Below are 26,965 nucleotides of genomic sequence, written 5' to 3'. Positions count from 1 at the left end.
CTCAAAAAAGGTCAATTATGTCATCAAATGCAAAAATAGTTCTTCGTAAAAAACCGAACGTTAAAGGTCAATATCCATTAGCTATTCGAATCACAAAAAACCGTCGCTCTACCTATCAGTATGTTGGTCATTATATCGATTTAGAGGAATGGGACGAAAAAAATCTTCGAGTAAAAAAAACAAATCCAAATGCTGATAACCTAAACAAGTTGCTATCACAACAACTTTCTGATGCCAATAAGGCTCTTATCGATTTACAGTCTGAGTATAAAGATGCCTCAGCAAACCAAATTAAAAAAGAAATATATGCGTCAGGGAATTCCTCAACTTTCTTTGAGCTGGCACAAGAACATCTGGACGAACTGAAAGTTGCAGAAAAGTTAAACCGTCTATCTACGGACAGCGCATTGATTAGTTATATTGTAAAATATCACAAATCTAAACAACTTTCATTTCAAGAAATTGATGAACGATTTCTTAAAAAATTGATGATATACCTCAAAGTTAAGCACCACCTTGCTGAGACTTCAATAATGAATATACTTGTCCTAATCCGCTTATTATTCAACAGAGCTATAAAGCTAAAAATAGTCAGTAGGGAACTATATCCTTTCGGTGGTGACAAAATTAAAATCAAGTTTCCTGAGACGACAAAAATAGGGTTGAATATTATTGAGGTAAGAGCTATTGAAGCTTTAGATAATCTAACCTACAATGAAATTCATACAAGAAACGTTTGGCTATTTAGCTTCAATTTTGCAGGAATGCGCGTTACAGATGTGCTTTGGACAAAATGGTCGGACATATATGATGACCGGTTACATTATAGAATGAATAAAAATTCAAAATTATTGTCCTTAAAAATTCCAGATAAGGTCCAAAGTATTTTGAATTACTATAGAAATGATAAGAGATTTGACACTGATTTTGTTTTTCCCGAATTAAAAAAGGCTAATCTCAATGACGCTAAGGATATCTATAATAAAAGAAAAACGGCGACAAAAAAATTCAATGATAACTTAAAATCAATTGGCAAAAAAGCAAAAATAGATAAGAAGATAACAATGCACATTGCTAGACATACTTTTGGCAATATTGCAGGTGATACCATTCATCCATTAATGCTGCAAAAACTTTATAGACATAGTGATTTAAAAACAACTTTGAATTATCAAGCAAATTTTATCCATAAGGAAGCTGATGATGCTCTAGACAGTGTAGTTAATTTTTAATTAATCTAAAGCAATAACAGCTACTTTTAACGTGGGATATATTTGATTTAATTAAGATAATTTTTGATTGAAACACTCCACCAACATTTTGTAGAGTTCTGGGTGCTTTCTCTTAAGTAAATCTGGACGTTCAAAAAAGTATTCAGAAGCTACTGCAAAGAATTCGGCTTGGTTAGTTCCTCCATATTTACGGATGTCGGATTGGTTACCATTTATGGCTTCCATTTCTCTATGAATCAAATTCAACCACGGGATGGTATATTGATGCTGTAATAGCCGTTCTGGAATCCCGTCCGTATGGTCATCGAGCTTATCAATAAGATGTACAAATTCGTGAATGCCCGTGTTGTTTTTATCGCTTTTGTTTTTGAAACCGTGGTAAAGGGCTTTTTTAGAAAGAATCATTTGTCTTTCAAAACGTCCGTTACCAACAATTCCACCTATATAACGGGATTTTTCCTTAGACCCAAATTGCATATCCTCATTGAAATTGTCTGGATACAGTAGGATTCCGCTTAAATTGGTGTAATGCCATTCTTTGAACCCAAATACGGGTATTACCGCACTTGCAGCGATTAGAATTTTGTCAAGTTCTTGCAATTCCAACTGTACACCATCAATATAAACTTCACTCAAAAATTGCATCATTCGCTGCTGAAATACCTCTTGCCTTTCTTTTGAAAGATTTCGATAGTAAAGTACGTTATCCAGCAACAAACTATGCCAATACTCTGGAAAAGGCTGTACCTTTTGCCGTTGTGCTTTTCTGTAAAAGTGAACAACCAAAAGAAGAATGACACCTAAGAGGATAGCGTAACCCATATCAAATTGAGTATGTTATGCTACAGACTCTGCCTTAAACCCTACTTTTTGCAAAGTAGTCTTAATAGCTTCTTCTGAAGCACCATCACTTTCTATTGTCAATATTTTGTCAGGATTGGCGGTATCTACTTCCCAACTTTCTACACCTTCCTGCTTGTTTAAAAAAGGGGTTACTTTTGATACGCACCCACCACAATTGATATTTGTTTTAAATTTTAAAGTTTTCATAGTTTCTGAATTTATGATTGTTAAAGTTTTACTTGTTTTAAGCGCAGACTATTGGCTACGACCGATACACTACTGAATGCCATTGCAGCTCCTGCTATCATTGGGTCCAACAAAAAGCCATTGATGGGATATAGCACACCTGCAGCTATCGGGATGCCAATGATGTTGTATATAAATGCCCAAAACAGATTTTGGCGAATACCCATAACGGTTTTCTTTGATAGTTTCAATGCTTTGGAAATTGACTGTAAATCTGAAGTTATCAAGGTCATTTTTGCAACGTCCATCGCGATGTCGGAACCTTTTCCCATTGCAATGCTGACATCGGCCTGTGCCAAGGCGTGTGAATCGTTGATACCATCGCCCACCATAGCCACCACTTTTCCATCGGCTTGTAATTTTTCCACAAAAGCGGCTTTATCCGAGGGCAATACCTCTCCTTGGTAGTTGGTTATCCCAACTTGTTGGGCCACCGCTGACGCAGTGTTGTTGTTATCGCCGGTAAGCATATAGACCTCAATTCCTTTTTCCTGCAATGTAGTTATGGCTTTTTTGGATGTTTCCTTTATTTTGTCCGCAATGGCGAGTATTGCCAACACTCGTTTATCATTGCTAAAGAATATGACGGTTTTTGCCTGGTCTTCAAGATTTTCAGATACTTCTATTAAAGCAGTATCGATTTGAATAGCATTTTCGACCATTAGCTTGTGGTTGCCTACAAAGTACGGTCTGCTATTTTCCAATTCTGCCTTGACACCCATTCCGGTGATACTTTCGAAAGAGGCAATTTCAGCGGGCTGAACACCTTGTTCCTTAAAATGGTTGACTACGGCTTCGGCTAGTGGATGTTCCGACTGAGCTTCAATCGCTAATAGAATTTGTTCGCATTTTTCCACTCCTTTAGTGTCCTCAGCCCAATGAATATCTGTTACCAAAGGTTTTCCTTGGGTAATAGTGCCCGTTTTATCGAGAATTACAGCATTGACCTTATGACCGAGCTCTAAACTTTCAGCATCCTTTATTAGGATATTGTTTTCTGCGCCTTTTCCTATGCCCACCATAATCGCTGTTGGTGTCGCCAATCCCAAAGCGCAAGGGCAAGCAATGACCAATACCGCTACCGAGGTTAGTAAGGCTTGGGAAAATGCGTTGTCGCCACCGACAAACATCCAAACAATAAATGTGATGATGGATATACCCAATACGATGGGAACAAATATTCCCGCTATTTTATCGACCAATTTTTGTACAGGTGCCTTACTTCCCTGAGCTTCCTGTACCATTTTGATGATTTGAGACAACAAAGTTTCACCACCCACTTTTTCGGCAGTGAATTGAAAACTCCCCTTTTGGTTGACGGTTCCTGCAAAAACTTTCTCTTCTGTAGATTTTTGCACTGGGACAGGTTCCCCTGTAATCATACTTTCATCTACATATGAACTTCCTTTTGACACTTGACCATCTACGGGAATTTTCTCGCCTGGGCGTACCAAAATGGTTTGCCCTACTTGAACTTGTGATATTGGAATTTCCTTTTCTTCACCATTCTCAATAATCTTTAGCGTTTTAGGCTGTAATCCCATTAATTTTTTAATAGCGGAAGAGGTATTCGATTTTGCTCTTTCTTCCAATAATTTTCCAAGGGAAATGAACGTAATGATGACCGTGGCAGCTTCGTAATACACGTGGGGGTCAATACCACGGCTCAACCAAAATTCAGGAAAGAGCGTATTAAAAACACTGAACAGAAAGGCGATACCTGTACTCAGGGCCACCAAGGTATCCATATTGGCCTTTCCGTACTTTGCCTGTTTAAAGGCATTGCCAAAAAAACTACGTCCAAACCAGAACAGTACCGGAATCGTAAGTACCAACGAAATCCATTTTCCCGGCTCCCATTCCATAAAGAACATCCCAAGGATAAAAATGGGCAGCGTCAAAATTGCGGACCAAATGGTACGGTTTTTTATATCTTGGTAATGTTGTTGCTGAAGTTCTTGTTGTACTTGCGAGGGGTCTTCGGTATCAATAATGATATCATAACCCACTTGACGCAAAGCGTTTTGTAATTTTTCTTCTGAAATGCTCTCATCATAATCAACCAATACGGAATTGCTAGCAAAATTTACGGTGGCCTTGTTGACACCGTCCGTATGGGAAAGAATTGACTCCACACTGCTTGCACAAGCAGCACAGGTCATACCCGTTACCGGAAAGGATTTTGTTATTCCTTGTTTACTGTTCTTTTCTTTGGTTTCGAATATGTTAATTGATTCCATAACTACTCCTTATTTTATAACACAAATTTCGGAATAGAATATGGCAATATTGTTACGTTATTCACTGAAAAAGTTGTAGAATGTTCAGCAAAACCAGCATACTATTCCATTTCAAGAAATTTTCTAAACTGATGATTTACTATTAAATTTCTAGCCATTCTTAAAAAAAGCTTTCCAAAGAAATCACCTAGTGATAGCAAGTGATTTTATTGGAAAACTTTTCTCCAAATAATTGATGCTGCCTTTATTTTCTCTTAGTCGTTTAGATTTTTTGTTTCCTCGGTAAGCGAACCTTCAAATTTGGGAATTGGGCGATTCTTTCTCTCCTCTTCTGTTTCCACTATTCCATTTTCCTTAATGTCATTGATTAACCATTGCATTTCCATTATTTCCCTACGTTGCGCCTTGATGATTTCATCGGCAATTTTCCTTACCCTGACATCTTTTATTTTAGAACGTTCGCTAGTTAAAATAGCTATAGAGTGATGGGGTATCATTCCTTCCATATAGTCAACACCGGAAACCGTGACCTGACTTCTGACCAGCCATATACCACCTACAATCAACAGAATACCCAAGGCAAATATTGAAATGTTCTTATTTCGGTCTTTGTACATTTGCAACATATACAGTAGCATAATAATGACCATCGACCCACCCATGATCAGGGTCATAAAAAAACGGGTCTCACTGTACCAGAAATGGTCAATAATCTGATACGAGTGTGTGTACATCAAAAAGAACATCGCAACCATTGAGGTGCCAATCATTGCGAAAAATTTTAAATAATTATTTGGCTTTTTTTCGTTGTTTTCCATAGTTTATATTTTTGGTTATTTTAATTAATTTAATTCATTAAAATTAAGATTTATACAAAACAAGTATTTGCTACAATAGGTAATACTTTAACTCATTTAAAACACTAATCGATTTTACCACATAAAAGTGGCATTGAACTCTCAATATCCTAAAATTCATCAAGCGATTTTCTGTTCTTATCTCTATTATTTTTAAACTGTGTAGGTGTCATTCCCGTAACTTTTTTAAACTGATTACTTAAGTAAGCAACGCTACTATAGTTTAACTTAAAAGCTATTTCGCTTAAGGTTAACTCGTCATAAACGATGAGTTCTTTAACACGCTCAATTTTTTGGTTAATGATATATTGTTCAAAAGTGATACTCTCTACTGATGAAAAAAGTGAGCTTAAATATTTATAGTCCAGGCGCAATTTTTCACTAATAAAGTCTGTCCATTTAATGTTCAAATCTTCTGATGAGTAATAAATTTTGTCTACCACCAAGGTTTTCATCTGTTCTATAAGCTGACTTCTACGGTCGTTGATTAAACTGAATCCAATATCTTGAAGTGCTTTGGAAAACTTGTTTTTATTTTCCACGCTTAAAGATTTTGTTAATTCAACTTCTCCCAATTTTATTGAGCTATATGGTATCTTCAGTTCTTGCAAAATATTAGATACCGCAGAGATACATCGCGGACATACCATATTTTTTATGTGAACTTTATAACTCATTTTTTTTAAAACAACTTTATCCCAGCTTTTGAAAGTGAATAGAAATACGCTGCAATAGCGGCTATAATAAATATGATGATTAGGGCCAATATTCCAATAATTCTATCTTTTTTAGTGATATTGTTCTTAGTTCGGCGCTTATTTCTTTCAGCTTTTCTCCTATTTCTTCTACTCTCACTCATCATCGCTCTTCTTACCATTGCATATATTTCTTTATGGAACTCTTATTTAAGGCTGACCTATTCTAAAGTCTCCCTTACTTCACCACATTTTAGCATTGCTTCTCCGTAATACGGATTACGAATTTCTTCTTCGAGACTTAACCAAAAGGCACCTTTATTGTTATCTGCCATAGGGCAAAAATCACGGTATACTTTTTGGTTAACTCCAAAAAGCTTTATACCACTTGTTATATGAGCAGAAAGATGCTTAAAATGGTCTCTCTGTACTGCTATATCTGAATTGTTTTCAATGGCATTTGCAGAGTTTTTCAGTTCTTTTTGAATCGTCATCCAATGGTTATGTGCTTCCTCATTAGTCAATAATTTCATATCTACCTTTGCTAGATTCTGACCTATTTTTTTTGCTGCAGTCTGTGCTTCTGTGGCATTGTCATTAACAAGGGCATCCTTCAGAAGAATATAGCCTTCTAAAACGCTTTTTAATTGATTTTGAAATTTGCCGGCAACTTTTATTCTTTTATTCATCTCTGAATGATTTGTGTTGTTCATTTTATCTCCCGAACCATCATTTTGCATCCCCAAGTGCCCTTCGTGTCCTGTCATTGTTTTGCCCCCTTCAGTATTCATCATAGATTTCTTTCCTTGCAATTGAGCAGCAGCGTCAACCGTAAACGTTCCGTTTGTTACGATTTCATCACCATTTTGCAATCCTTCGATAATGGTATAGGTGTCTCCACTAGCATTACCAAGTAATACCTCACGCATTTCAAAAACTGGCTCATTAGGGTTAGTCTTAACGTAAACCACAGAACGTTCTCCTGTCCACATTACTGCACTTGCTGGTACATTGATGGCTTCGTTCATCTGCATTTCAGCTCCTTCAACCTTTCCTTCTACAAACATCCCTGGTTTAAATTTGTCTTTTCTATTATTTAATACAGCACGAACAACTATGGTTCTTGTAGCTGAATTAAGAATTGGGTCTATAAATGAAATTTTAGCATCAAACTCTTGATTTGGATATGCGTTAGTGACAATTTTTATACTTTGACCTTCTTTTAGTGAAGCTATTTGGTTTTCATACGCATCGAACTCTGCCCAAACAGTATTTAAATTTGCTATTTTGTAAAGCGGTTGACCCAGTTTTACATAATCACCTTCTTCCACCATTTTATGGGTAACAGTTCCTGAAACAGTGGCATATACAGGAAAGTATTCCTGCACTTTTCCTGCCTGCTCAATAGCATTAATTTGCTTTTCTGAAAGTTTCCATAATTTGAGTTTGTTTCGGACAGCCGAATATAGTTCAGGTTGAGATTCCTTTAGGGAAGCAGCTGTTAAGAGTTCTTGCTGGGCGGACACCAATTCTGGCGAATAAATAGTGGCCAAACGCTGCCCTTTACCAACTCTTTCTCCTGTAGAGTTCACATAAAGCTTTTCAATCCTACCTGCAAAATAAGTTACTTGAACAGCATTGGACTCTTCATTTTCCCTTATTTTTCCCGATAGTTTAAGTGTACCTGCTTCAATGGCTCCTGACCCTACTACTGTTGTTTGAATATTAGCTAATGCCATTGCGTTTTCAGTCATTTTAAACTGGTCTGCCAATAATCCATCGGCACCTGTTTCCGCAGGTATTAAATCCATACCACATATAGGGCAATCACCCGGTTCGGGTTGCATTATCTGTGGGTGCATTGAGCAGGTCCACATTTGACCTGATGCAATTTCCTCTGAATGATTGTGGTCGTCTTTAACCTTGTTTGTTGCAGTATCAGCAGAACCTCCACCAAATATTAGATAGCCACCTAGTAGGCCAACAATTAATGCAACACCTATGTATATGATGTTTTTATTCATAATATTATTTATTTTTCTTTTTTATTATCTTTCTGATTGTAGGTGATGATGTATACCATAGTAAAAACCCACTCAATACTGTTATTAATCCCAATAATGAGAATGCCCTTAAAACGGTGGTGTTAAAATTATCTCGACCTTCATAATCCATTGTATGTGTCATCCATAGAAAATCGAACCAACGCCAACGGCGATGCCTAACAGTTTGGAATTTCCCATCATTTACTGACACATAGGCTTTTAAAGCTTCATTATCTGCATAGGATATCACATAAGCCGGCAATAGCCTTTCTCGATACTCGTGCTGTTTGCCTACTTCTGTGATACACTCCACATTAATAATTTCTAATTCTTTCTTCATATACTGTTTTGCTACATAAACTGCCTCGTCTTTGCTTATTTCTGATTTTAGTTCTCCATTTAAGGCATTGAAAAGCTGTTGTTCATTTATCCAGTAATAGGGTATTTTATTTATATCTCTTAGTTCTATTGTGCGTATGCCTTTTGGCACGTCTAATTGAGCAGGACTTAAAAGGTTTTGAAATGCCTTTGGCTGATACTGTAAATTCTTAAACTGGTCACCGTGTATATCATCTATATCGGTCCAACTAAAATATAAACCACTGATAGTCCACATTAGGAATTGGATGCCAATGAAAAGACCTAAGTATCTATGAGTCTTTCTAATTTTTAGTGCCGTTTTTCTACCTATCATTAGCCGCTATTTTTTATTTCTTGATGATGAATGTGTTTTAATAATTTTCCATTTTCCTTCCACCTTCTTTAAAATTGATGTTGCAACTCCTTTTTTCTTTATGGTACGGGAATTACCCTTATCGTCTGGGATTAAAACAATGGTATAGATGTAGGTTTCTGTAGTAAAGGCATATGGCGCATCTACTTGCACATCAATTTCGTAATCTGAGAATACAAAACTTTTAAAGTGCCCTAATTCTGGTCCCAAATGATGTTCTATATAGTGAGTATAGCTCCCTTCTACACCTCCAGATTCATATACCTCAGAATCTTTAGCAAACAACTCGAATGTGCCTTCAGTTGTAAGATTCTGTAATGCATCTTTGTATGATTTCATTACTTCGATAACATCTTGCTTATCTATTGTATCCTCACTATTCTGTGCATTTGTAAAATTGACTGTTGTAATGAGAACAGTCATTAGTGTAATTAATTTAAGTACTTTCATAATTATAGTTATTAAACGGGTTATTTGTCAACGTGTATTCTATTAATATTGGCAATACCAAAAACCAAAACAAAAAAGCTCAAGAAAACTTCCATAATTACCAAGAGTTTACCAGAAATAGTTAAAGGCACTATATCACCAAAGCCAACGGATGAAAAAGTGATTAGACTGAAATATGTAAATTCAAAAAATTCTAGAAGGAATGAACCATTAATTGATGTTGCTGACTTAAAATTTTCTGAATTCAATACGTACAATGCTAAATAATCTGCTGAAAATGATAGGATTATCAAAACAATTAACACTGCAAATAATGTTAGAACGTGTGTAAGCTGATGGCTTTCTCCTATTATTTTACTTAACTGTAGAAAAGTGAGCCTAACAATAAAAATCGTTTTGACAAAGGCCAACCCAACTACCAACACTGGTAGAAACAAGCTGTCGGGGTTTTCATTAACCCATAATACATAGCTTAATGACAAAACAACAACTACGCTTGTGGTGAACAATACTTTTTTAAAGAGCTGCTCATAAAAACTAGTACTTTCAGGTGTTTTTGCCATATCTTCCTTATTCACTTTTATTAATCCTTTAATCAAATAATTGAAGTACTAATGCACCACCATTTATTATTAACAGTATTACATAGATTAAATAGTTGAACCATTTTTTAATAATAGATTTTTCTGCTTTTTGATGGCATCCGTCTTTGCAACAATCTTTCATAGTTTTAAAACCTTATGTTGTACTTAAATCCACACGGTTAACACGTGATTATGAGAGTCAAACTCTATCCATCAATCAAAAAAACAGGCATTACTTCCATAATCCAGTACTTTTCTATGAGTTCTCTTTTTCACTTTTTATTTTGCCTGACATAGGAAGAGAGATACTAGTAATCTAGGGGGATTTATTCCCTCTCCCTTATGCAGGCTGCTATTAACCAAATCAACCTTTCTTTTTCAAAAATCTTGTGCCTGACACGGGAAGGAACTAACACTAACCATCAACATTTTCCTTCCCACGACAGGACTTTTGCTATTCCGAAGTCTAATAATACCTTCCTATCTACTGTTAACTAACAAACCAGTATGATAGAATGGTCCCTATAGAGTTTCTATTGAATAGTCTTTTGTACTTTACCACATTTTAGCATTCGGCTTCCATAGTATGGGTTTCTAACTTCTTCATTTGCACTCAACCAAGCACTGCCTTTATCATACATTGGGCAAAACTGCTGGTAAAGCATATTCTTTGAACCTGTGATAGCCACCATATCCGTTATATCCTTACTTAATGTTTTAAAATGCTCTCTTTGATGACCAATATCGCTTTTTGCAATATGCTCTGCGTGCTCCATAGCATCGTCAATAATATCAGTCAATTCTTTTTGCTCCTCTTCGGTATAATTTGACGTATCAAATGCTTTTAGTGAAGCCGCCAATTTAGTACCTGTCGCAGCTGCTTTCTTTGAATCATCCGCTACCAATGCGTCTTTTAGATTGAAATAATCACTTAAAATCGCTTCGGACTTTAAATCACTCTTCATATTCATCATTTTATCGTGATGATGTTTGTGACCCATTTTTTCTTTTTCCTGTGCGTTGGTAAAAGAAACTGCTAACAATAGCATCACTGCTATATTCATTTTTAAATTTTTCATCTTATCTGTTTTTTTTATTTATAAACTATCTTTTAAATTTTCCATATACTTAACAACCTGCTTAGTTTCTTCTTCTGAAAAAATGGCATCCTTGTGAATTAAGGTGTAAGAAGCTAAAGGCATCTCACCACTTTCAATTTGTTTAATGATGGACCTTAGCTTACTGGCTTTTCTACGGTTTGATAGAGCATCCCACTCGTTAAAATTTAGCTCTGATTTTCCTTCTTTTATATGTCCTTCAAGAAACCAAGCCACAGGTTGCACCTTGTTGTACCAAGGGTATTGTGTATTGTTACTATGGCAATCATAACAAGAGACCCGCAACTTGTCCTTGATATCACTTGGGACATCATTCACCAACATAAAGTCGGTTTTTGGGACACTGTCGCTTTGATTGCGGTCTACAGGAATAAACTGTATGACCACAAAGGCAACCAACAATACTATTGCTATGATTTTTACAGCCTTCATTTAATTGATTTCTTTTTGAACTTTTCCGCAGGTTAACATTTTGCTTCCGTAGTATGGATTTTTGATATCCTCACTCATACTCAACCAAGCGCTACCCCCATCGTACATTGGACAGAATTGTTGATATAGTGTGTTCTCAGTTCCTGTGATTGCCACCATATCGGTCATATCCTTACTCAATATTTTGAAATGCTCTCGCTGGTGTGCGATATCACTTTCTGATATATGCTCTGCGTGTTCTACCGCATCCTCAACAATGTCCCTTAAATCTGATTGCTGGGCACCCGTATATTTTGAAATATCAAGCTTGCCTAAGGATGTTGCAAGGATTGCTCCCAGCTCTTTGGCTTTGGCATTATCATCTCCTACCAAGGCATCTTTTAAGTTGAAGTAGTCATTTAAGACTGCTTGTGGATTGCCATCTCCACTCATTGCCATTTCCTTTTTCTCTCCATCGTGGTGACCATCACTATTGTCGTGATTCATTTTTGAATGGTCACCATTAGCATTCATTTCTGAATGATGGTCAGTAGAATTATTTTTCTCTGTTTTGGCATCTTTACAAGACGCTGCTGTTAGGGTTACAAATGCTATTGCAACTACTCCTATTACTAATTTTAATTTGCTCATTTTGTTTTTGATTTATGTTTGTATTTATTTTTAGTGTTCTATAGCTTTTCAATGACGTTTTCCAACATTGCCGAAATCTCGTCCGCAATTTTCTCTAAATCTTCATTCTCTACAGCCTGCATAGATGCCATAGGATTTACTGCAGCAACTTCAAAAACTCCTGCTTCAATTTCCTGAACTATAACATTACAGGGTAGCATCGTTCCAATCTTATCCTCAGCTTGTAACGCTTTATGGGCATAGGGTGGATTGCACGCTCCCAAAATCTTATACTTCTTAAAGTTCACGTCTAATTTATTCTTCAGGGTTTCTGATACGTCAATTTCTGTGAGTATTCCAAAACCTTCTTCTTTTAATTTTTGTGTAACTTTATCAATAATCCCTTCAAAGGTTCCATTGATTGTCTTATTAAAGTAGTAGCTCATATTTCTATTTATTTTTGAATTAATTATTACTTCATTTTTTTTGCTATCATTAGGTAGTATTAGTTTTTAAAAACAATTTCTCGCCGAAATAGATTAACACCATCAATATTGCTGCAACAACCACAACTAAAATGTCACTACTCGCTTTTATCCATAAAAAAGCTCCGAGAACGACTACATCGAGAAAAATTGCAGTTATCAATATTGCCGGTTTAGCATCTACATCTTGCCTTAAGTTTCTTAGTACGCCCCAATGAATTCCGATATCCATTATTAAGTAAAATATTGCTCCCAATGAGGCAATTCTTGTTAGGTCAAATAAAATGGTAAGTGCTAATGCTAAGACAACCGTATACACCAGCATATGCTTTTGTAACCGACCTGGCATCCCGAAATGCTTATGAGGTATCAGTTCTTTTTCGGTCAACATTGCCGTCATTCTCGAAACAGCAAAAATACTGGCAATAACCCCTGAAATTGTTGACACGATAGCGATACCGACTGTAAACCAGAGTCCATACTTTCCAAAAGCAGGTCTAGATGCTTCCGCCAAGGAATAGTCTTTAGCTTTTATTATTTCATCAATAGAAAGGTTAGATGAGACTGCAAAGGCCACCAACATATATACGACCGTACAAATAAGCAATGAAATAATGATAGCTCGACCTACATTTTTATTAGGATTGATAATTTCACCACCACTATTGGTAATTGTGGTAAAACCTTTATAAGCTAAAATTGATAATGCCAGAGCACCTAAGTAGTTGGTTAACGGATATTCAGTTAGGTTTTCTGAAGGAACAATTTCTGAAAACGAGAATCCTGCTGCCCAAAGTCCACCAATGGCAAATATGGCTATACCACCAATTTTAAGGATTGCCATTACCAAAGAAGACTTTCCTATGATATTATTACCAGAGATATTAATTAGAAAAGCAATTACCAATAGTATTACCCCTAAAATGGGCACCCATACACTATTTTCCCCTACATCAAATAACTGCAATGTGTACGAACCAAAGGTTCGGGCTACCAAACTTTCATTGATTATCATTGAAAGAGCCATTAATAAAGCTCCTGAGGCAGTCAATGCACTTTTACCATATATCTTTTTTAAATACATAGCAATTCCTCCCGCTGAAGGGTAGGCATTGGACATCTTAACATACGTGTAGGCACTGAATCCTGAAATAATGGCTCCTATCAAAAATGCATATGGGAACCATTGCCCAGATAATTCGGCTACCTGACCCAATAATGCAAATATTCCGGCACCTATCATCACACCTGTACCTAACGATACCGCACCTGTTAAACTGAGACTATTTTTTTTATACTCTGCCATTTTTAAAATCGTGCTAATAGACCGCCACCCCAGCCGTATCGATTGTTATAGTTTCCTTGTATTGAAAAATTTCTAGAGAGGATGTACGAAAGACCTACCAACCATTGTGTTTCGCTCTCATAAGAGCTATCTCCTAAATCATTGACCCATCCAAAGTCTGCTCTGTATTCGTATTCGCCTTCCAGAAAAATCCTAGGAAAAATCAATAGCTCCCTATCCAGGCGTACCCTTGGGCGTAGTTGATGGTCCATACTCACATCTACATTGAACCTGTAGGGCGTAAAGTATTTTACCCCAATAAGACCAACAGTATTTAACTCATCAAAGGAATCAGGTATTTCCGTTTCGGTGTTTACACCTACATAGAGACGTACCCAGTCATTTAGGTACCTATTGTAATTTACTTCCGCCTCAAGGTTTTTGTCATAATCGAATTCTGCTCTCAATCCAAATTCATTGCGGATGTTGCTGGATGTTAAAAAGAGTTCGTTAAAGTTTGAGCCTGCACGAACCAATCCCCAAGAATAATAATGGTCTGTTTCATCGATGAGTTTTTGAACGGGAAAATCTTCCATTCTTTTATCCCTTGGGGTATCATAACTAAACACCCTTGCCATACCACCCATCATATGATATAGGACGTGACAATGAAAGAACCAATCACCGTACTCTTCATTGTAGAACTCTATAACCACTTTCTGCATTGGCGGTACATTGACGGTATGCTTTAATGGTGAACGTTCCCCATTTTCATTGATGACCCTAAAATAATGACCGTGCAAATGCATTGGGTGGTGCATCATCGTTAAGTTGTTGAGTGTTATTCGGGTTACTTCTCCACTTTTGATTTTTATTTTATCGGTCTCTGAAAGTGGTACACCGTTCATACTCCATACGTAACGTTGCATATTTCCGGTAAGGTTCAACAGAATATCGTTTACAGGCAAATCAGCTTTGAATGTGGTATTTTTCTTTGCCTTTAAAAAGTCGTAGTTGAAGTAGGTTTTCCGTGCGCTATAATCAAAAGAGGCCGTATCCTTCTGCATCATTTGCATATCGTGACCCATATGGTCATTTGCTTTCATATCTTTTTGATTACCCATTTTACCATCGTTCATTGACATTTTATCGTGCATTCCAGTTTTCATCTGGCCATCTTTCATATCCATCTTCATTCCATACTTCTGCATTAAAACTTCAGGTGTATTCTTCTTTTTGTTACCTACCATTGCAGGGGCTCCCATTTTCATATCCATTTTTCCCATTTGTTTCATCATCTCTACTTTATCAGGTCTGTCTATTCTTTTGGCTGGATAAAGGGTGCCACTACCTAATTGTACAGAGGTATGACCAGAGCCATCTTGGGCTGTTGCGGTAATTTCTAATGTGCCTTTGGGAATTGTTACAATAACATCATATGTTTCAGCTATACCAAATAGAAACCGGCTTTTAGATACGGGCTGTACATCAATGCCGTCACTAGATACCACCATTGGGTTTCCTTCCCCAAAATCCAGCCAATAATAAGTTGAGGCCGATGCGTTAATAAAGCGAAGACGCACTTTTTCGCCTGCTTTAAATTCTGGATACTCCGCCAATTTTTTACCGTTGGACAAGAATGCGGGGTAATAAATATCGGCAATATCAGCGCCCTCCATACGGTCTCTCCAAAATTTAAGCTGGGCACCAAGAGCACCTTCTGAAATAACCCTGCTCAATGGTACCGCAGTTCCTTTTTTAACTTGATACCACTCGTTACCTCTTTTAAGGTTTCGCAGAACGTTCATTGGCTTTTCATTCGTCCAATCTGATAATACCACGACCAAATCTTTATCATATTCCAAGTTTTTCTCTTTTGGGTGAATGATGATAGACCCGTAAACACCTTTCTGCTCTTGTAGCATTGTATGGGAATGATACCAATATGTACCCGATTGGTTGATTGGGATTCTATATTGGAAAGTTGTTCCTGGTTCAATAGGCGGTGTGGTTAAATAGGGTACGCCATCGTAAAAATTGGGAAGTATCAATCCGTGCCAATGCACAGAGGTTTCTTCGTCCATTTTGTTGGTGACGTTAATAATGGCAAGGTCTCCCTCATTAAATTCTAAAACAGGACCAGGAATACCACCGTTTAAGGTCATTGCATTGGCAGTAACACCACCAAGTGTCATTTTATTTTCTTCAATGGTAAGGTTATATTCCTTTATAATTCGTCCTTCTTCTTTTCTATCTTGCCCGTTTGTTCCTACCTGAGCGAAAACTGAAGTGGTAATTAATAATAATGTGAATGTTTTTAATATCTTCATAATTAATTGCTTAAATAATTGATTATTGTGGATTGGATATAATAGTTTTTGATAGATTCAATCTGATTGATTTGAAACTTCAATTGCAACTCTTGTATATCCAGCACATCGTTAAAATCGATAGTTCCGGTTTCATAACTTTTGATTAAAATTTCTTCACCATCATTAGCTTTCTTTATATTCTTTGTTTGTGTATTGAAACTAATCCTAGATGAAACACGGTTATTTACTGCCTGTTCAAGTAAGGTTTCCAACCTATTTCTGCGCTCATCTTTCTGTGCAGTGATTTCCTGTTGCTTTAATTTATTCTGCCGGGTTCTTGATTTATATTTATTATTAAAGATGGGTATGGATAAGGATACCATTGGCATTACTATATCCTTACCATTATCACTGAAATCCATATTGGGCCTTTCGGCAACGGTTACATAGTCCAATCCAAAACCGAGGTTCGGTGCTGATTCTTTTTGATTTAAAATCTCGGATTTATCGACGGATTCATATAGCTTATCATATTTGATGAGCTCCGGATGTAATTCCAATTTACCTCTTTCCAAAATTGGGTCTTGCTCTGGTAATGAAAGGGTATCAAAGACCTCCACAGCAATAGTCTCATCTCTGTTCAACAGATTATTGAAGAGTGATTGTTCCGCCAGATAATCCTGTTCCAGTACTTCTTTGCGTTGTTCCAACTCGTTTTGCCTTATTTGCAAACGAAGCACATCTACCGCAGATGCATTACCTACTTCTACAGATGTTAAAGCCAACCGTTCATAGGTTTCCAAAAGCTCAATATTCTCATCTAAAACGCGTTGTTTTGCCCTTATTGCGTATAACTTGTAATAGGATTGGGAAACTGATAATGCCAGCCTTCGTTTAGCTATAACTAAATCTTCATATTGTGCATCGGCAAGAGAGCCTGCGTAGTTTTCTCTTGCTGTTATGGTACCAAACCAGGGTAACATTTGTTTTACCGATAATCGTACCTCTTGTGCTCCAGTTCTGGTTTCAGGTTCGCTTACAAAGTAGCCGGCACTCACTTCGGTGTTTGGAAGAAAGTTTACCTCATTCACCTTTTCAGAAGCAATGTTGTACTTGAGCTCAAAAGCCTGAATTTCTGGATTGTTCTTTTCGGCTTCTAGAATATAAGTCTCTAATTGCTGTGCTTTGGTAACACCTACAACTAACAATCCTAATATTAAAAAGATTACTTTTTTCATCTACTTATTCTTTAATTCTTTTTACTAGAAATTCTTCCTTCCAACTGTACAGTACAGGTACTACAAACAGTGTAATTAATGCTATTAACATTCCGCCAAAACTTGGTATAGCCATCGGTATCATAATATCACTACCACGACCAGTGGAAGTAAGTACTGGTAACAATGCCAGAATTGTAGTAGCCGTAGTCATCAAACAAGGACGAATACGTTTTTGCCCAGCTTCTACCACTGAGGCCCTAACGGATTCTAGTGTTTTTGGCTTGTTTCTATCAAAAGTTTGGGTCAAATAGGTAGCCATTACCACACCATCGTCAGTTGCAATACCAAACAAGGCTATAAACCCGACCCATACGGCAACACTCAGGTTAATGGTATGCATTTGGAAAAGGTCACGTAGATTCTCACCAAAGAAGCTAAAGTTCAAGAACCAGTCCTGTCCATAAAACCAAATCATCAGAAATCCTCCTGCAAAAGCCACGGCGATTCCAGTAAATACCATCAGTGATGTTGCTACAGAGCGGAATTGGAAATACAAAATCAGGAATATGATGACCAAGGCTAAAGGCACTACAACGCCCAACGTCTTTTCAGCCCGCAACTGATTCTCATAAGTACCTGTGAACAGGTAGTTAATACCTTTAGGAACGATGAGTTCGCCACTATCAATTTTTTCTTGAATTAAGGCTTGTGCATTTTCAACAACATCAACTTCGGCATAACCATCTAACTTGTCGAAAAGCACGTAGCCTACCAAAAAGGTATCTTCACTTTTGATAACCTGTGGCCCTTTTTCATACCTGATAGTAACTAATTCGCTAAGAGGAACAGGTTTTCCTTTTTCGACCGGAACATAGATATTCTTCAAATCATTTGGATTTGCCCTAAGTTCTCTTGGGTAACGCACCCGAACTCCGTATCGCTCTCTTCCTTCAACCGTTTGAGAAAGTACCATACCTCCAACAGATACCTGCAGTACTTGCTGTACCTGTTCTATAGATATTCCATAGCGGGCGAGTCTTTCCCTGTCTATATCAATCAATAAATATGGTTTACCCACGATTCTATCAGCAAATACTGCTTCATCTTTAACACCATCTGCCTGTTTAAGTATATCTTCAAGCTGTATTCCAAACGCTTCAATCTCTTTAAGGTCTTGACCTTTTACTTTGATTCCCATTGGCGCTCTCATTCCGGTTTGAAGCATTACCAGGCGAGTTTCAATGGGCTGTAGTTTTGGTGCTGATGTAACTCCTGGAAGTTTTGTAACCTTTACGATTTCCTTCCAGATATCATCTGGTGATTCAATATCTGGTCTCCAATTTCTAAAATATTCTCCATCTTCATCTGGAATCAACAATTTAGAATTAACCTGATAAAATTCCTTTTTTATTTGGCTTTGATGTTTAGAATGGTCATTAATATCATCGTTAGGGTTAATGACCAGAGAACCATCTTTGAGCATAAACAGGCCATCATCATTAACTTTAAATTTTTGTCGCTCTCTATCTTCATCTAAAATATATTCTGGCTTATAAAGAATAACATTTTCATACATAGACAGTGGTGCAGGATCCAAAGCAGATTCTGTACGTCCGGATTTACCTACTACGGTTTCAATCTCAGGAATACTAGCAACAGCCATATCCAACTGTTGTAAAACTCGCTTGTTTTCTTCTACCCCTGCGTGAGGCATTGAGGTCGGCATTAAAAGAAAGGATCCCTCGTTAAGTGATGGCATAAACTCCTTGCCGGTATTACGCATTATCATAACCCCGAAAACAACGATTGCAGTTGGTATAGAGAGAAACAAGAGTTTATTACGAAGTGCCCAGTTTAGTATCCGAACATACTGCTTTCTGAATAAGGTGAATACTCCTAATAACCCAAAGCAAATAAGCCCTACAAATATGAGATTCCAAAAGATACTTTTATCAACGCCCAGTGGTCTCCAATATTCAGCTAGAAGAAAAACAATGGCAAAGGCAGAAATAAAGATGTTGATAATATTTCCTTTTTCAGAAGAAATTTTTCCTTTTAATAGAAGTACTCCTGTTACCGCAAATGCTATAAGAATTAATCCGAGAAGATGGCCATACACAATGGCAATCAAGCCTAAAATAGCCAGTACACTATTAAGCACATAGCTAAACATAGTTTTTAGGTTCCGCTTCTTGAAAATAAATGCGGCAAAGGGAGGAATCAGGAATAGTGCAACAATTAATGATGCCGCCAAGGCCATAGTTTTGGTAAACGCCAATGGACGGAATAACTTTCCTTCTGCCCCTATCATTGTAAATACAGGAATGAAACTGATAATAGTCGTCATCACAGCAGTTAGGATGGCTCCAGAAACTTCTGCCGTGGCTTTATACACTACTTCATTCATAGACAAGCCTTCATCATTTTCATCTATATGCCTAATTACATTTTCCGATAGAATAACTCCCACATCTACCATCGTTCCTATGGCAATTGCAATACCAGATAAGGCTACAATATTGGCATCTACACCAAACATCTTCATCGATATAAAAACCATCAAAACAGCAACTGGTAATAACCCTGAGATTAAGGCCGAAGCCCTTAGGTTAAACACCATTATGATAATTACAAAAACGGTAATGAGGATTTCTAGCGTTAGTGCTTCATTAAGTGTTCCTAATGTTTCTTGTATCAACTCAGTTCTATCATAAAAAGGAACTATAGTTACCTGAGAGGTTCGCCCATCACTTAATGTTTTGGTAGGTAACCCAGCACTTAATTCATTTATTTTTTCTTTTACATTATTGATGACTTCCATTGGGTTGGCGCCATAACGTGCTACTACTACACCTCCAACAACTTCTGCTCCTTCTTTATCCAAAAGCCCTCTTCTGGTTGCAGGTCCGTGGGTTACTCTAGCTATATCCTTAATACGGATTGAGGTATAATCTTCGGAGGTGACTACTGCATTTTCTAGATCTGCTAAGGATTCGATATAACCCAAACCCCGAATCAGATATTCCGCCTGATTTATCTCCAATGTTTGGGCACCAATATCTCTATTACTCTGTTTGACCGCTTTGACGACTTGATTCAGACCAATATTGTATTGTTTCATCAGTTCTGGGTTCACATCAACTTGATACTCCAATACATACCCTCCAATAGAAGATACCTCTGAAACACCACTCGCTGATGACAAAGCATATTTAACATAAAAATCCTGAATGCTTCTCAATTCCTGAAGGTCCCATCCACCAGTCACATTACCATCTTCGTCACGTCCTTCAAGGGTATACCAATAGATTTGACCAAGCCCCGTTGCATCAGGACCTAAAGCAGGATTTACACCATCAGGAAGTAAACCTGCAGGAAGCGAATTCAGCTTTTCGAGAATACGACTACGGCTCCAGTAGAATTCTATCTCTTCTTCGAAAATGATATAGATACTTGAAAATCCGAACATAGAATTGCTACGTATCGTTTTTACTCCTGGAATTCCAAGAAGGGAAGTTGTAAGCGGGTAGGTAATTTGATCTTCAATATCTTGAGGAGAGCGACCATCCCATTTAGTAAATACTATTTGTTGGTTTTCTCCTATATCTGGAATAGCATCTACCGCTACTGGGTCTCTTGGCAAGAAGCCGGTTTCCCATTCAAAAGGCGCATTAACAATACCCCAACCAATGAAAAGCGCTAGTAGCAAAACCGCTACTAACTTATTTTCTATTAAAAATTTGATGCTTTTATTTAGCATAAAAAAGAGTTTTAAGTAATTAAAATTTTGTTATCAAAAACAAAAACAAGCAGTTTAGTCCATACAATTTAATGTTGGACTACAGTACTAATTACTTAAAAATCAAATAAGGAAAGTCTGGTCTAAAACTTGAACATCCCTGACCAATGGGGGCGGAGAATAATCTCTAAAAGAAGTATTATCTGTTTCCTGTTCTGTAAACAGATTTATATATGAGTAAATGAATGTAGCAACTAATATCTGTTGCTCTTTATTTAACTTATCGAAGGAAAGCTTTAAATTATCTTGACCATCTACAACTAATTGCTCATTACTACAGCAATCTTTTTTAGTCAAACTACATTCTGAAGAAGCCGGTTTCTGCTTAGCTTCCATACCACAGGTTTTCACAGAACCAAACACGGAGGTATCCACTAGAGCATCCCCACAATAATGGCTTTCAATTGTGAAAGACAACGTGGATAGGAACACTAAAAGTGCCATACAAAAGGATACTATTTTATAAAATACCTTCTTCATTTGTTCTGCAAAGCTACAAAAATTTTAACATTTTAATTTTGTTTAACAAAATTTTTAGAACAAAGACGAGATTTGAATACGAAATATTTAGTGTTTCCAATTTCACAATCTTACATTTTGATTGTAATGAATTAAGTTAAATAAAAAATATTTAGATTAATTCTAAATAACATTGGTGTTTTAAAAACAGTGTGCTACATTTGCCCTCTATTTAAAATCATTCTAAATAATTTACTGCAAATGAGAACTCTAATTTTTCTATTATTTGTTTTGCAATCAGCCACAATGTTGGCTCAGACAGACCCTCAAAAAAAGGACACCATCCAACAAAAGACAGAACGCTTAAATGAAGTAATTGTGACGGCCAATACGATACTGGGCAGTAAATTTGAGGTTAAAAACAAAACGGGCTCAGCGAGCTATATCTCTGAAGAAGATTTAAAAAAGTTTTCATACACAAATATCAATAGGGTTTTACAAACCGTTCCAGGGATTAATATTTATGAAGAGGATGGTTTTGGACTACGACCAAATATAAGTTTACGAGGTACATCGCCTGAACGCAGCGCAAAAATAAACTTGATGGAAGATGGAATTTTAATTGCACCCGCACCGTATAGTGCACCGGCTGCCTATTATTTCCCTACCATTGGTCGTATGCAGGCCATAGAGGTTTTAAAGGGAAGTAGCCAAATTCAATATGGACCAAATACCACAGGTGGTGCCATTAATATGATATCTTCCCAAATTCCAAATAGGTTTTCTGGAAGAGCTTCTATTGCTTCAGGAAATTATGGCTCAAGAAACACGCAATTAGTTATTGGCGACAGTTTTAAAAATTTTGGATTTGTAACGGATTATTTTAATTATAATTCTGATGGTTTTAAAAATCTCGATGGCGGTGGCAATACAGGATTTGATAAATCTGATTATTTGGCCAAATTTAGGGTCAACTCAAATTTAGATGCAAAAACGTATCAGTCACTAACATTTAAAATCCAATATTCTGAAGAAGAAGCGAACGAAACTTACTTGGGATTGACCGATGAAGATTTTGAAGAAAACCCTTATAGAAGATACAGGGCATCGTCAAAAGATGTAATGAACGCCGAACATCAACAATACCAACTTACCCATTTTATACAAGTATCCCCTTCGATAAATATAAGTACTACTGGCTACCTGAATAAATTCAAGCGCAATTGGTACAAATTGGACGACGTAAATTTAGACGAAAGAGTGAGCATTGGTAAGATCCTGTCCGCACCACAGGATTATCCATTAGAATTCCAAACCATCTTAGGAAATGAAAACACCCAAAACGATGTTATGGGCATAAAGGCAAATAACAGAACATACACCTCAAATGGTGTTCAATCCATTGCTAAATTACGATGGGATTCGGATTGGCTACAAACTTTGGAAGCAGGAATACGTTACCACGAAGACGATGAGGACCGCTTTCAGTGGGTGGACAGGTATGCGTTTCAAAATCAAGAATTAATACGAACTACCGTAGCCGAAAAAGGCACCAATGCCAACCGTATAAGCAGTGCAAAAGCATTGGCGGCACACCTATTGTACACCGTAAAGTATGAGAACTTAACCTTAACACCTGGCTTGCGCTATGAAAATATTACATTAACACGAATGGATTATGGCACCAACGATCCAAACAGAACTGGACAGGATTTAGCTATTCGCAAGAACAGTGTAGATGTATGGATTCCTGGCATAGGCGTAAATTACAGATTCAATAACTATGTATCGGTCTTCGGTGGGATACATAAAGGGTTTTCACCACCAAGTAATACACCGGGACAAAATGCAGAAGAAAGTATTAATTATGAGTTGGGTTCTCGATTTGGCTTTAAAGGATTATCAGGGGAAATTGTTGGGTTTTATAATGATTATCAAAACCTTTTGGGCAGTGATTTGGCAGCTACTGGCGGTACAGGAAGTTTGGACCAGTTTAACGCTGGTGAAGTCCGCGTAAGTGGCATTGAACTTTCATTGAATTATAATCTTCTACAAAATACCTCAAAGAAATACAAACTTCCTATCTCGATTTCCTACACTTTTACGGATACCGAATTCCTGACAAGTTTTGAAAGTAATGAGGATATCTATGGTCTAGTTACCAAAGGAGACGAAATACCCTATATCGCAAAAAACCAACTAAATGCTAGATTAGGGCTACAGCATCAGAGATTTGAGGTAAACTTAAATTCAAGATACACAAGTGCTTTTAGAACACAGGCAGGTTCTGGACCTATCCCAGAAAATTTCAAAGTAGATTCTAATTTTATCGTTGACTTATCTGCCCTCTATTTCATTGATAAAAACATTACATTATCGTCTAATATTATGAACCTTTTTAATTCAAAATATGCAGTATCAAGAGTTCCGGCAGGATTACGTCCAGGACATCCATTTGGTATAAGCTTTGGTTTAGCATATGAGTTTTAAAATAAAATTTAGAAACTGACAAAAATCATTATTCTGTTTAATCTTTAGATTTATATTTGTATGAATGGAAATCTGTTTAACACTCATAATTAATTAATAATAAGCATATTAATAGTGCAAACCCATTTTATTCATATGTTAAACAAAATTTCTTAACTTTACAATTTGAAAACGTTTTTTACAAAAATATTATCCTTCTTTTTGGCAGCATTTATATTACTGTCAACTTCTTCCTTTACGGTGAATATGCATTTTTGCTGTGATAAATTAGTGGATATGGCATTCTTCAGTAAAGCTGAAGCTTGTAAGGATAAGGTTCAAAAGGAAGATAATCCTTTTAAAAAATGTACATCATTGCAAGAAAAGGATTGTTGCGACAATCAGACTATACTAAAAGAAGCTAATGACGCCTTCAAAAAATCAACTACGGTTTTAGAAGCTGACCAATTAGTATTTGTAAAAACATTTATTTACACCTACATTAACCTTTTTGAAGGGCTAGATAAAAATATAGTTCCTTTCCAGGCCTACAGGCCGCCCTTGTTGTCCAAGGACATCCATACTCTATACGAGATTTACTTAATTTGATTTTCTACATAGCAGTAAAAGCCCTTTTACTGCACAATTGGTTATAGCCAGCGCTTAGTCTTTGGCTGTAAACTGTTGTACCCTATTCCCTACAGTTTTATTTGCAAATTACCCTGTAAACATTCAATTACAGGATTGGCTATTGAGCAAAAGCCCAATAACAATACCCTATTAGATATGACACAACCAAAAGAATTTTGGGTTAAAAATATGGTGTGTAGTCGTTGCTTAAAAGTAATTAAGCAAGAACTACAAGAACTAGGAATAACGGTCCTTTCCTTAGAACTAGGAAAGCTTTTAGTAGAAGCACCCGGGATAAGCGATGCGCAAATTAACCAAGAGGTTGCCCAAGTGCTGCACGCAAATGGTTTTGAGATTGTAAAAAGTGAAGAAGATATGCTTGTTGAAAGAATAAAAATTATTCTAATTGAACAACTTGATGAGCTACCACTAACGTTAAAAGTTAAGACCTCAGAACATTTATCATCAACCCTTCACCGAGATTACAAGGCATTGAGCAAACTATTCTCATCGAAGGAAAAGACCACCATTGAAAAGTACTTTATAAAATTAAAAATTGAAAAAGTCAAGGAACTCATACAGCTTAAACAGCATTCCTTCTCTGATATAGGGTACTTATTGGATTACAGCAGTGTAAATCACTTATCTAGACAATTTAAGGATGTGGTTGGAATGAGTATGACAGATTATAAAAACACAGAAAATTGGAAGCGAAATTTTTATGATAAAATTATATAAATATCAACGAAAATTATGCAGATAGATACTTAAGTCATTCAATTATTTTAACAAATAAAAGCAAACTAAAATGAAAAAAATTCTCATCATATTAATGTTCCTTCCACTATTAGGAATGAGCCAAACTGTAGAAAATATAGATTATATCTCACCCTTTCAAGAAGGTGTTGCTGCCATTAAAAAGGCTAACCAATGGGCATTTATTGACCAAAACGGTAAAATAGTTATAGATTTTAGAAATGACCTGGTACCAACAGAGACAGATAATACTACCTACCCAATATTCAGTAACAGCAAATGCTTAATCGTTGAAGTTAAAGATGGTGTGCGATATTACGGATATATCGATAAATCTGGAAAAACTATTATAGCGCCACAATTCCTTAATGCCACAAACTTTCAAGGTAACAAGGCCTTGGCATTAATAGTACATAAAGAGACCATAGGCTATAATGATATTTTTAAAAAAGATGTTGTTAACTACCATTATTTTGAAGTGGTCATTGATGAAAACGGAAACGTCTTGGACCACTTAACCCAATTAGCTCTACATATTTCGCCAAAATACACCAAAAGCAAAAATCCGCCTGTCATCACCTCTAAACTTATTTCAGATAATTTGATAGCTGTAAAAAGCGATGACAATAAATGGAACTTAAGAAAAATCAAATAGTGAAATGGATTCACTCGAAAAAAATAAAAACACGAAATAACATTAAAACTAAAGATTATGAAAAACAATCACTGGATATGGATGATTATAGGCTGTGGCTTACCGCTTTTATTCATCTTTTTAGCACCTTCTTTTGGTATAGGAGGAGGCTCTTCCCTTTTCATCTTCATATTATTTATATTCGCCATTCACCTGTTTATGCCTCACGGGTCTCACGGCCACGGAGGACACAGACACAACAATGGAAACCATAATAACCACGAACATAATGAAAAGCAGTCTGATGATGGTTCAACAGAGAAAAGAAAAGGACATCAACATCATTAATAGCAAATGTTATGAAACAAAAATTTCAAATAAACGGAATTAGCTGTGGCGGATGTGTTGCAAGGGTCAAGAAAACCTTGGAGAATCATCCTAATATCGAAAAAGCAGAGATTTTTTTGGCACCAAAAGGTGCTACAATTATCACTATGAACGAAACGCTCTCGGTTGAAGACATACAAAAGCAACTTGATAAACTCAACGGATATACAATTTCAAAAATAAATCAATAACAATTTAAAACTAAACATTATGCATTTATACGACGGACACTTTGGAGGTATGCACCTAATATGGTGGATTATATGGATTATTTTATTGGCTTGGATATTTTTCATCCCAGCAGATATCCCATATCAAAAATCAAAAAAAGAAGATCCTTTAGACATTCTTAAGAAAAGATTTGCTGAAGGCTTCATTACAAAGGAGGAATATGAAGAATCTAAAAAGATTTTAAAATCCGAATAATAACTTCTAAATCTAAAAA

27 protein-coding genes are annotated in these 26,965 nt (G+C 36.5%); 8 read left to right on the top strand and 19 right to left on the bottom strand.

The features are described from left to right. The first annotated feature begins 17 nt into the window (after positions 1-17). Positions 18-1,232, top strand: coding sequence for a site-specific integrase (locus AC2H4K_RS10320; protein ID WP_087524345.1), 1,215 nt, complete (start codon positions 18-20; stop codon positions 1,230-1,232). 51 nt (positions 1,233-1,283) lie between these two features. On the opposite strand, the gene AC2H4K_RS10315 is transcribed toward AC2H4K_RS10320, so the two are convergent. The 19 genes from AC2H4K_RS10315 to AC2H4K_RS10225 form a co-directional block, all read right to left on the bottom strand. Continuing rightward, positions 1,284-2,054, bottom strand: coding sequence for a M90 family metallopeptidase (locus tag AC2H4K_RS10315; RefSeq protein WP_087524344.1), 771 nt, complete (start codon positions 2,052-2,054; stop codon positions 1,284-1,286). Between the two features lie 15 nt (positions 2,055-2,069). Continuing rightward, on the bottom strand, positions 2,070-2,282 hold the full coding sequence (locus AC2H4K_RS10310) for a heavy-metal-associated domain-containing protein (protein WP_087524343.1): 213 nt from the start codon (positions 2,280-2,282) through the stop codon (positions 2,070-2,072). 20 nt (positions 2,283-2,302) lie between these two features. Continuing rightward, the gene (locus AC2H4K_RS10305; RefSeq protein WP_281138993.1) at positions 2,303-4,561 is read right to left on the bottom strand and encodes a heavy metal translocating P-type ATPase; all 2,259 of its coding nucleotides are present in this window, start codon (positions 4,559-4,561) and stop codon (positions 2,303-2,305) included. Positions 4,562-4,815: 254 nt separating this feature from the next. Continuing rightward, entirely contained in the window at positions 4,816-5,379 is a 564-nt protein-coding gene (locus tag AC2H4K_RS10300) for a DUF305 domain-containing protein (RefSeq protein WP_281138994.1), read from the bottom strand. Between the two features lie 149 nt (positions 5,380-5,528). Next, a complete protein-coding gene (locus tag AC2H4K_RS10295; RefSeq protein ID WP_281138995.1) occupies positions 5,529-6,095 on the bottom strand; it encodes a helix-turn-helix domain-containing protein in 567 nt (188 codons plus the stop codon). 239 nt (positions 6,096-6,334) lie between these two features. Then, the gene (locus AC2H4K_RS10290) at positions 6,335-8,137 is read right to left on the bottom strand and encodes an efflux RND transporter periplasmic adaptor subunit (protein ID WP_281138996.1); all 1,803 of its coding nucleotides are present in this window, start codon (positions 8,135-8,137) and stop codon (positions 6,335-6,337) included. A gap of 4 nt (positions 8,138-8,141) precedes the next feature. Next, a complete protein-coding gene (locus AC2H4K_RS10285; RefSeq protein WP_493742384.1) occupies positions 8,142-8,852 on the bottom strand; it encodes a PepSY domain-containing protein in 711 nt (236 codons plus the stop codon). Positions 8,853-8,858: 6 nt separating this feature from the next. After that, positions 8,859-9,341 (bottom strand): DUF4440 domain-containing protein, encoded by a 483-nt coding sequence (locus AC2H4K_RS10280; RefSeq protein ID WP_009778917.1) that lies wholly within the window; start codon positions 9,339-9,341, stop codon positions 8,859-8,861. A gap of 20 nt (positions 9,342-9,361) precedes the next feature. Then, entirely contained in the window at positions 9,362-9,919 is a 558-nt protein-coding gene (locus AC2H4K_RS10275) for a potassium channel family protein (RefSeq protein WP_232454931.1), read from the bottom strand. A 13-nt stretch (positions 9,920-9,932) separates the two neighbouring features. Further along, entirely contained in the window at positions 9,933-10,067 is a 135-nt protein-coding gene (locus AC2H4K_RS10270) for a hypothetical protein (protein ID WP_009778915.1), read from the bottom strand. A 391-nt stretch (positions 10,068-10,458) separates the two neighbouring features. Further along, positions 10,459-11,004: a DUF3347 domain-containing protein gene (locus AC2H4K_RS10265; RefSeq protein ID WP_087524316.1), complete on the bottom strand. Its 546-nt coding sequence runs from the start codon at positions 11,002-11,004 to the stop codon at positions 10,459-10,461. 18 nt (positions 11,005-11,022) lie between these two features. Beyond that, positions 11,023-11,475 (bottom strand): heme-binding domain-containing protein, encoded by a 453-nt coding sequence (locus AC2H4K_RS10260; protein ID WP_009778913.1) that lies wholly within the window; start codon positions 11,473-11,475, stop codon positions 11,023-11,025. Then, positions 11,476-12,105 carry a DUF3347 domain-containing protein gene (locus tag AC2H4K_RS10255; protein ID WP_087524315.1) on the bottom strand — a complete coding sequence of 210 codons (630 nt, stop codon included), beginning with the start codon at positions 12,103-12,105 and terminating at the stop codon, positions 11,476-11,478. A 38-nt stretch (positions 12,106-12,143) separates the two neighbouring features. Continuing rightward, a complete protein-coding gene (locus tag AC2H4K_RS10250) occupies positions 12,144-12,530 on the bottom strand; it encodes a DUF302 domain-containing protein (RefSeq protein ID WP_087524314.1) in 387 nt (128 codons plus the stop codon). Between the two features lie 49 nt (positions 12,531-12,579). Beyond that, complete coding sequence (locus tag AC2H4K_RS10245) at positions 12,580-13,875, bottom strand: APC family permease (protein ID WP_009778910.1); 1,296 nt, start codon at positions 13,873-13,875, stop codon at positions 12,580-12,582. 2 nt (positions 13,876-13,877) lie between these two features. After that, a complete protein-coding gene (locus AC2H4K_RS10240; protein WP_087524313.1) occupies positions 13,878-16,184 on the bottom strand; it encodes a multicopper oxidase domain-containing protein in 2,307 nt (768 codons plus the stop codon). A gap of 2 nt (positions 16,185-16,186) precedes the next feature. Then, entirely contained in the window at positions 16,187-17,404 is a 1,218-nt protein-coding gene (locus tag AC2H4K_RS10235) for a TolC family protein (RefSeq protein ID WP_087524312.1), read from the bottom strand. Between the two features lie 4 nt (positions 17,405-17,408). Then, positions 17,409-21,146 (bottom strand): efflux RND transporter permease subunit, encoded by a 3,738-nt coding sequence (locus AC2H4K_RS10230; protein WP_493742383.1) that lies wholly within the window; start codon positions 21,144-21,146, stop codon positions 17,409-17,411. Between the two features lie 102 nt (positions 21,147-21,248). Then, positions 21,249-21,665: an HYC_CC_PP family protein gene (locus AC2H4K_RS10225; protein ID WP_445920585.1), complete on the bottom strand. Its 417-nt coding sequence runs from the start codon at positions 21,663-21,665 to the stop codon at positions 21,249-21,251. A 240-nt stretch (positions 21,666-21,905) separates the two neighbouring features. On the opposite strand from AC2H4K_RS10225, the gene AC2H4K_RS10220 reads away from it, so the two are divergent. The 7 genes from AC2H4K_RS10220 to AC2H4K_RS10190 all read left to right on the top strand — a co-directional run bounded on the left by AC2H4K_RS10220 (position 21,906) and on the right by AC2H4K_RS10190 (position 26,946). Further along, complete coding sequence (locus tag AC2H4K_RS10220) at positions 21,906-24,134, top strand: TonB-dependent receptor family protein (protein WP_491154279.1); 2,229 nt, start codon at positions 21,906-21,908, stop codon at positions 24,132-24,134. Between the two features lie 165 nt (positions 24,135-24,299). Continuing rightward, positions 24,300-24,722 carry an HYC_CC_PP family protein gene (locus tag AC2H4K_RS10215; protein WP_493742382.1) on the top strand — a complete coding sequence of 141 codons (423 nt, stop codon included), beginning with the start codon at positions 24,300-24,302 and terminating at the stop codon, positions 24,720-24,722. Between the two features lie 177 nt (positions 24,723-24,899). Then, on the top strand, positions 24,900-25,481 hold the full coding sequence (locus AC2H4K_RS10210) for a helix-turn-helix domain-containing protein (RefSeq protein WP_493742381.1): 582 nt from the start codon (positions 24,900-24,902) through the stop codon (positions 25,479-25,481). 70 nt (positions 25,482-25,551) lie between these two features. Beyond that, a complete protein-coding gene (locus AC2H4K_RS10205) occupies positions 25,552-26,154 on the top strand; it encodes a WG repeat-containing protein (protein ID WP_493742380.1) in 603 nt (200 codons plus the stop codon). A gap of 57 nt (positions 26,155-26,211) precedes the next feature. Then, positions 26,212-26,481: a hypothetical protein gene (locus tag AC2H4K_RS10200; protein ID WP_493742379.1), complete on the top strand. Its 270-nt coding sequence runs from the start codon at positions 26,212-26,214 to the stop codon at positions 26,479-26,481. Between the two features lie 11 nt (positions 26,482-26,492). After that, positions 26,493-26,711: a heavy-metal-associated domain-containing protein gene (locus tag AC2H4K_RS10195; RefSeq protein WP_493742378.1), complete on the top strand. Its 219-nt coding sequence runs from the start codon at positions 26,493-26,495 to the stop codon at positions 26,709-26,711. A 19-nt stretch (positions 26,712-26,730) separates the two neighbouring features. After that, positions 26,731-26,946, top strand: a complete 216-nt coding sequence (locus AC2H4K_RS10190) for an SHOCT domain-containing protein (protein WP_493742377.1) — start codon at positions 26,731-26,733, stop codon at positions 26,944-26,946. The last annotated feature ends 19 nt before the right edge of the window (positions 26,947-26,965 follow it).

The organism is Winogradskyella sp. 266wxhm (genome assembly GCF_058964685.1).
The sequence above is the reverse complement of the archived record's forward strand: the minus strand, read 5'-3'. Positions and strand labels throughout refer to the sequence as shown.

What these genes read in the sequence shown, in the direction of transcription:
- AC2H4K_RS10320 (WP_087524345.1), top strand. Translation starts at nt 18, where the DNA reads ATGTCATCAAATGCAAAAATAGTTCTTCGTAAAAAACCGAACGTTAAA.
- AC2H4K_RS10315 (WP_087524344.1), bottom strand. Translation starts at nt 2,054, where the DNA reads ATGGGTTACGCTATCCTCTTAGGTGTCATTCTTCTTTTGGTTGTTCAC.
- AC2H4K_RS10310 (WP_087524343.1), bottom strand. Translation starts at nt 2,282, where the DNA reads ATGAAAACTTTAAAATTTAAAACAAATATCAATTGTGGTGGGTGCGTA.
- AC2H4K_RS10305 (WP_281138993.1), bottom strand. Translation starts at nt 4,561, where the DNA reads ATGGAATCAATTAACATATTCGAAACCAAAGAAAAGAACAGTAAACAA.
- AC2H4K_RS10300 (WP_281138994.1), bottom strand. Translation starts at nt 5,379, where the DNA reads ATGGAAAACAACGAAAAAAAGCCAAATAATTATTTAAAATTTTTCGCA.
- AC2H4K_RS10295 (WP_281138995.1), bottom strand. Translation starts at nt 6,095, where the DNA reads ATGAGTTATAAAGTTCACATAAAAAATATGGTATGTCCGCGATGTATC.
- AC2H4K_RS10290 (WP_281138996.1), bottom strand. Translation starts at nt 8,137, where the DNA reads ATGAATAAAAACATCATATACATAGGTGTTGCATTAATTGTTGGCCTA.
- AC2H4K_RS10285 (WP_493742384.1), bottom strand. Translation starts at nt 8,852, where the DNA reads ATGATAGGTAGAAAAACGGCACTAAAAATTAGAAAGACTCATAGATAC.
- AC2H4K_RS10280 (WP_009778917.1), bottom strand. Translation starts at nt 9,341, where the DNA reads ATGAAAGTACTTAAATTAATTACACTAATGACTGTTCTCATTACAACA.
- AC2H4K_RS10270 (WP_009778915.1), bottom strand. Translation starts at nt 10,067, where the DNA reads ATGAAAGATTGTTGCAAAGACGGATGCCATCAAAAAGCAGAAAAATCT.
- AC2H4K_RS10265 (WP_087524316.1), bottom strand. Translation starts at nt 11,004, where the DNA reads ATGAAAAATTTAAAAATGAATATAGCAGTGATGCTATTGTTAGCAGTT.
- AC2H4K_RS10260 (WP_009778913.1), bottom strand. Translation starts at nt 11,475, where the DNA reads ATGAAGGCTGTAAAAATCATAGCAATAGTATTGTTGGTTGCCTTTGTG.
- AC2H4K_RS10255 (WP_087524315.1), bottom strand. Translation starts at nt 12,105, where the DNA reads ATGAGCAAATTAAAATTAGTAATAGGAGTAGTTGCAATAGCATTTGTA.
- AC2H4K_RS10250 (WP_087524314.1), bottom strand. Translation starts at nt 12,530, where the DNA reads ATGAGCTACTACTTTAATAAGACAATCAATGGAACCTTTGAAGGGATT.
- AC2H4K_RS10245 (WP_009778910.1), bottom strand. Translation starts at nt 13,875, where the DNA reads ATGGCAGAGTATAAAAAAAATAGTCTCAGTTTAACAGGTGCGGTATCG.
- AC2H4K_RS10240 (WP_087524313.1), bottom strand. Translation starts at nt 16,184, where the DNA reads ATGAAGATATTAAAAACATTCACATTATTATTAATTACCACTTCAGTT.
- AC2H4K_RS10235 (WP_087524312.1), bottom strand. Translation starts at nt 17,404, where the DNA reads ATGAAAAAAGTAATCTTTTTAATATTAGGATTGTTAGTTGTAGGTGTT.
- AC2H4K_RS10230 (WP_493742383.1), bottom strand. Translation starts at nt 21,146, where the DNA reads ATGCTAAATAAAAGCATCAAATTTTTAATAGAAAATAAGTTAGTAGCG.
- AC2H4K_RS10225 (WP_445920585.1), bottom strand. Translation starts at nt 21,665, where the DNA reads ATGAAGAAGGTATTTTATAAAATAGTATCCTTTTGTATGGCACTTTTA.
- AC2H4K_RS10220 (WP_491154279.1), top strand. Translation starts at nt 21,906, where the DNA reads ATGAGAACTCTAATTTTTCTATTATTTGTTTTGCAATCAGCCACAATG.
- AC2H4K_RS10210 (WP_493742381.1), top strand. Translation starts at nt 24,900, where the DNA reads ATGACACAACCAAAAGAATTTTGGGTTAAAAATATGGTGTGTAGTCGT.
- AC2H4K_RS10205 (WP_493742380.1), top strand. Translation starts at nt 25,552, where the DNA reads ATGAAAAAAATTCTCATCATATTAATGTTCCTTCCACTATTAGGAATG.
- AC2H4K_RS10200 (WP_493742379.1), top strand. Translation starts at nt 26,212, where the DNA reads ATGAAAAACAATCACTGGATATGGATGATTATAGGCTGTGGCTTACCG.
- AC2H4K_RS10195 (WP_493742378.1), top strand. Translation starts at nt 26,493, where the DNA reads ATGAAACAAAAATTTCAAATAAACGGAATTAGCTGTGGCGGATGTGTT.
- AC2H4K_RS10190 (WP_493742377.1), top strand. Translation starts at nt 26,731, where the DNA reads ATGCATTTATACGACGGACACTTTGGAGGTATGCACCTAATATGGTGG.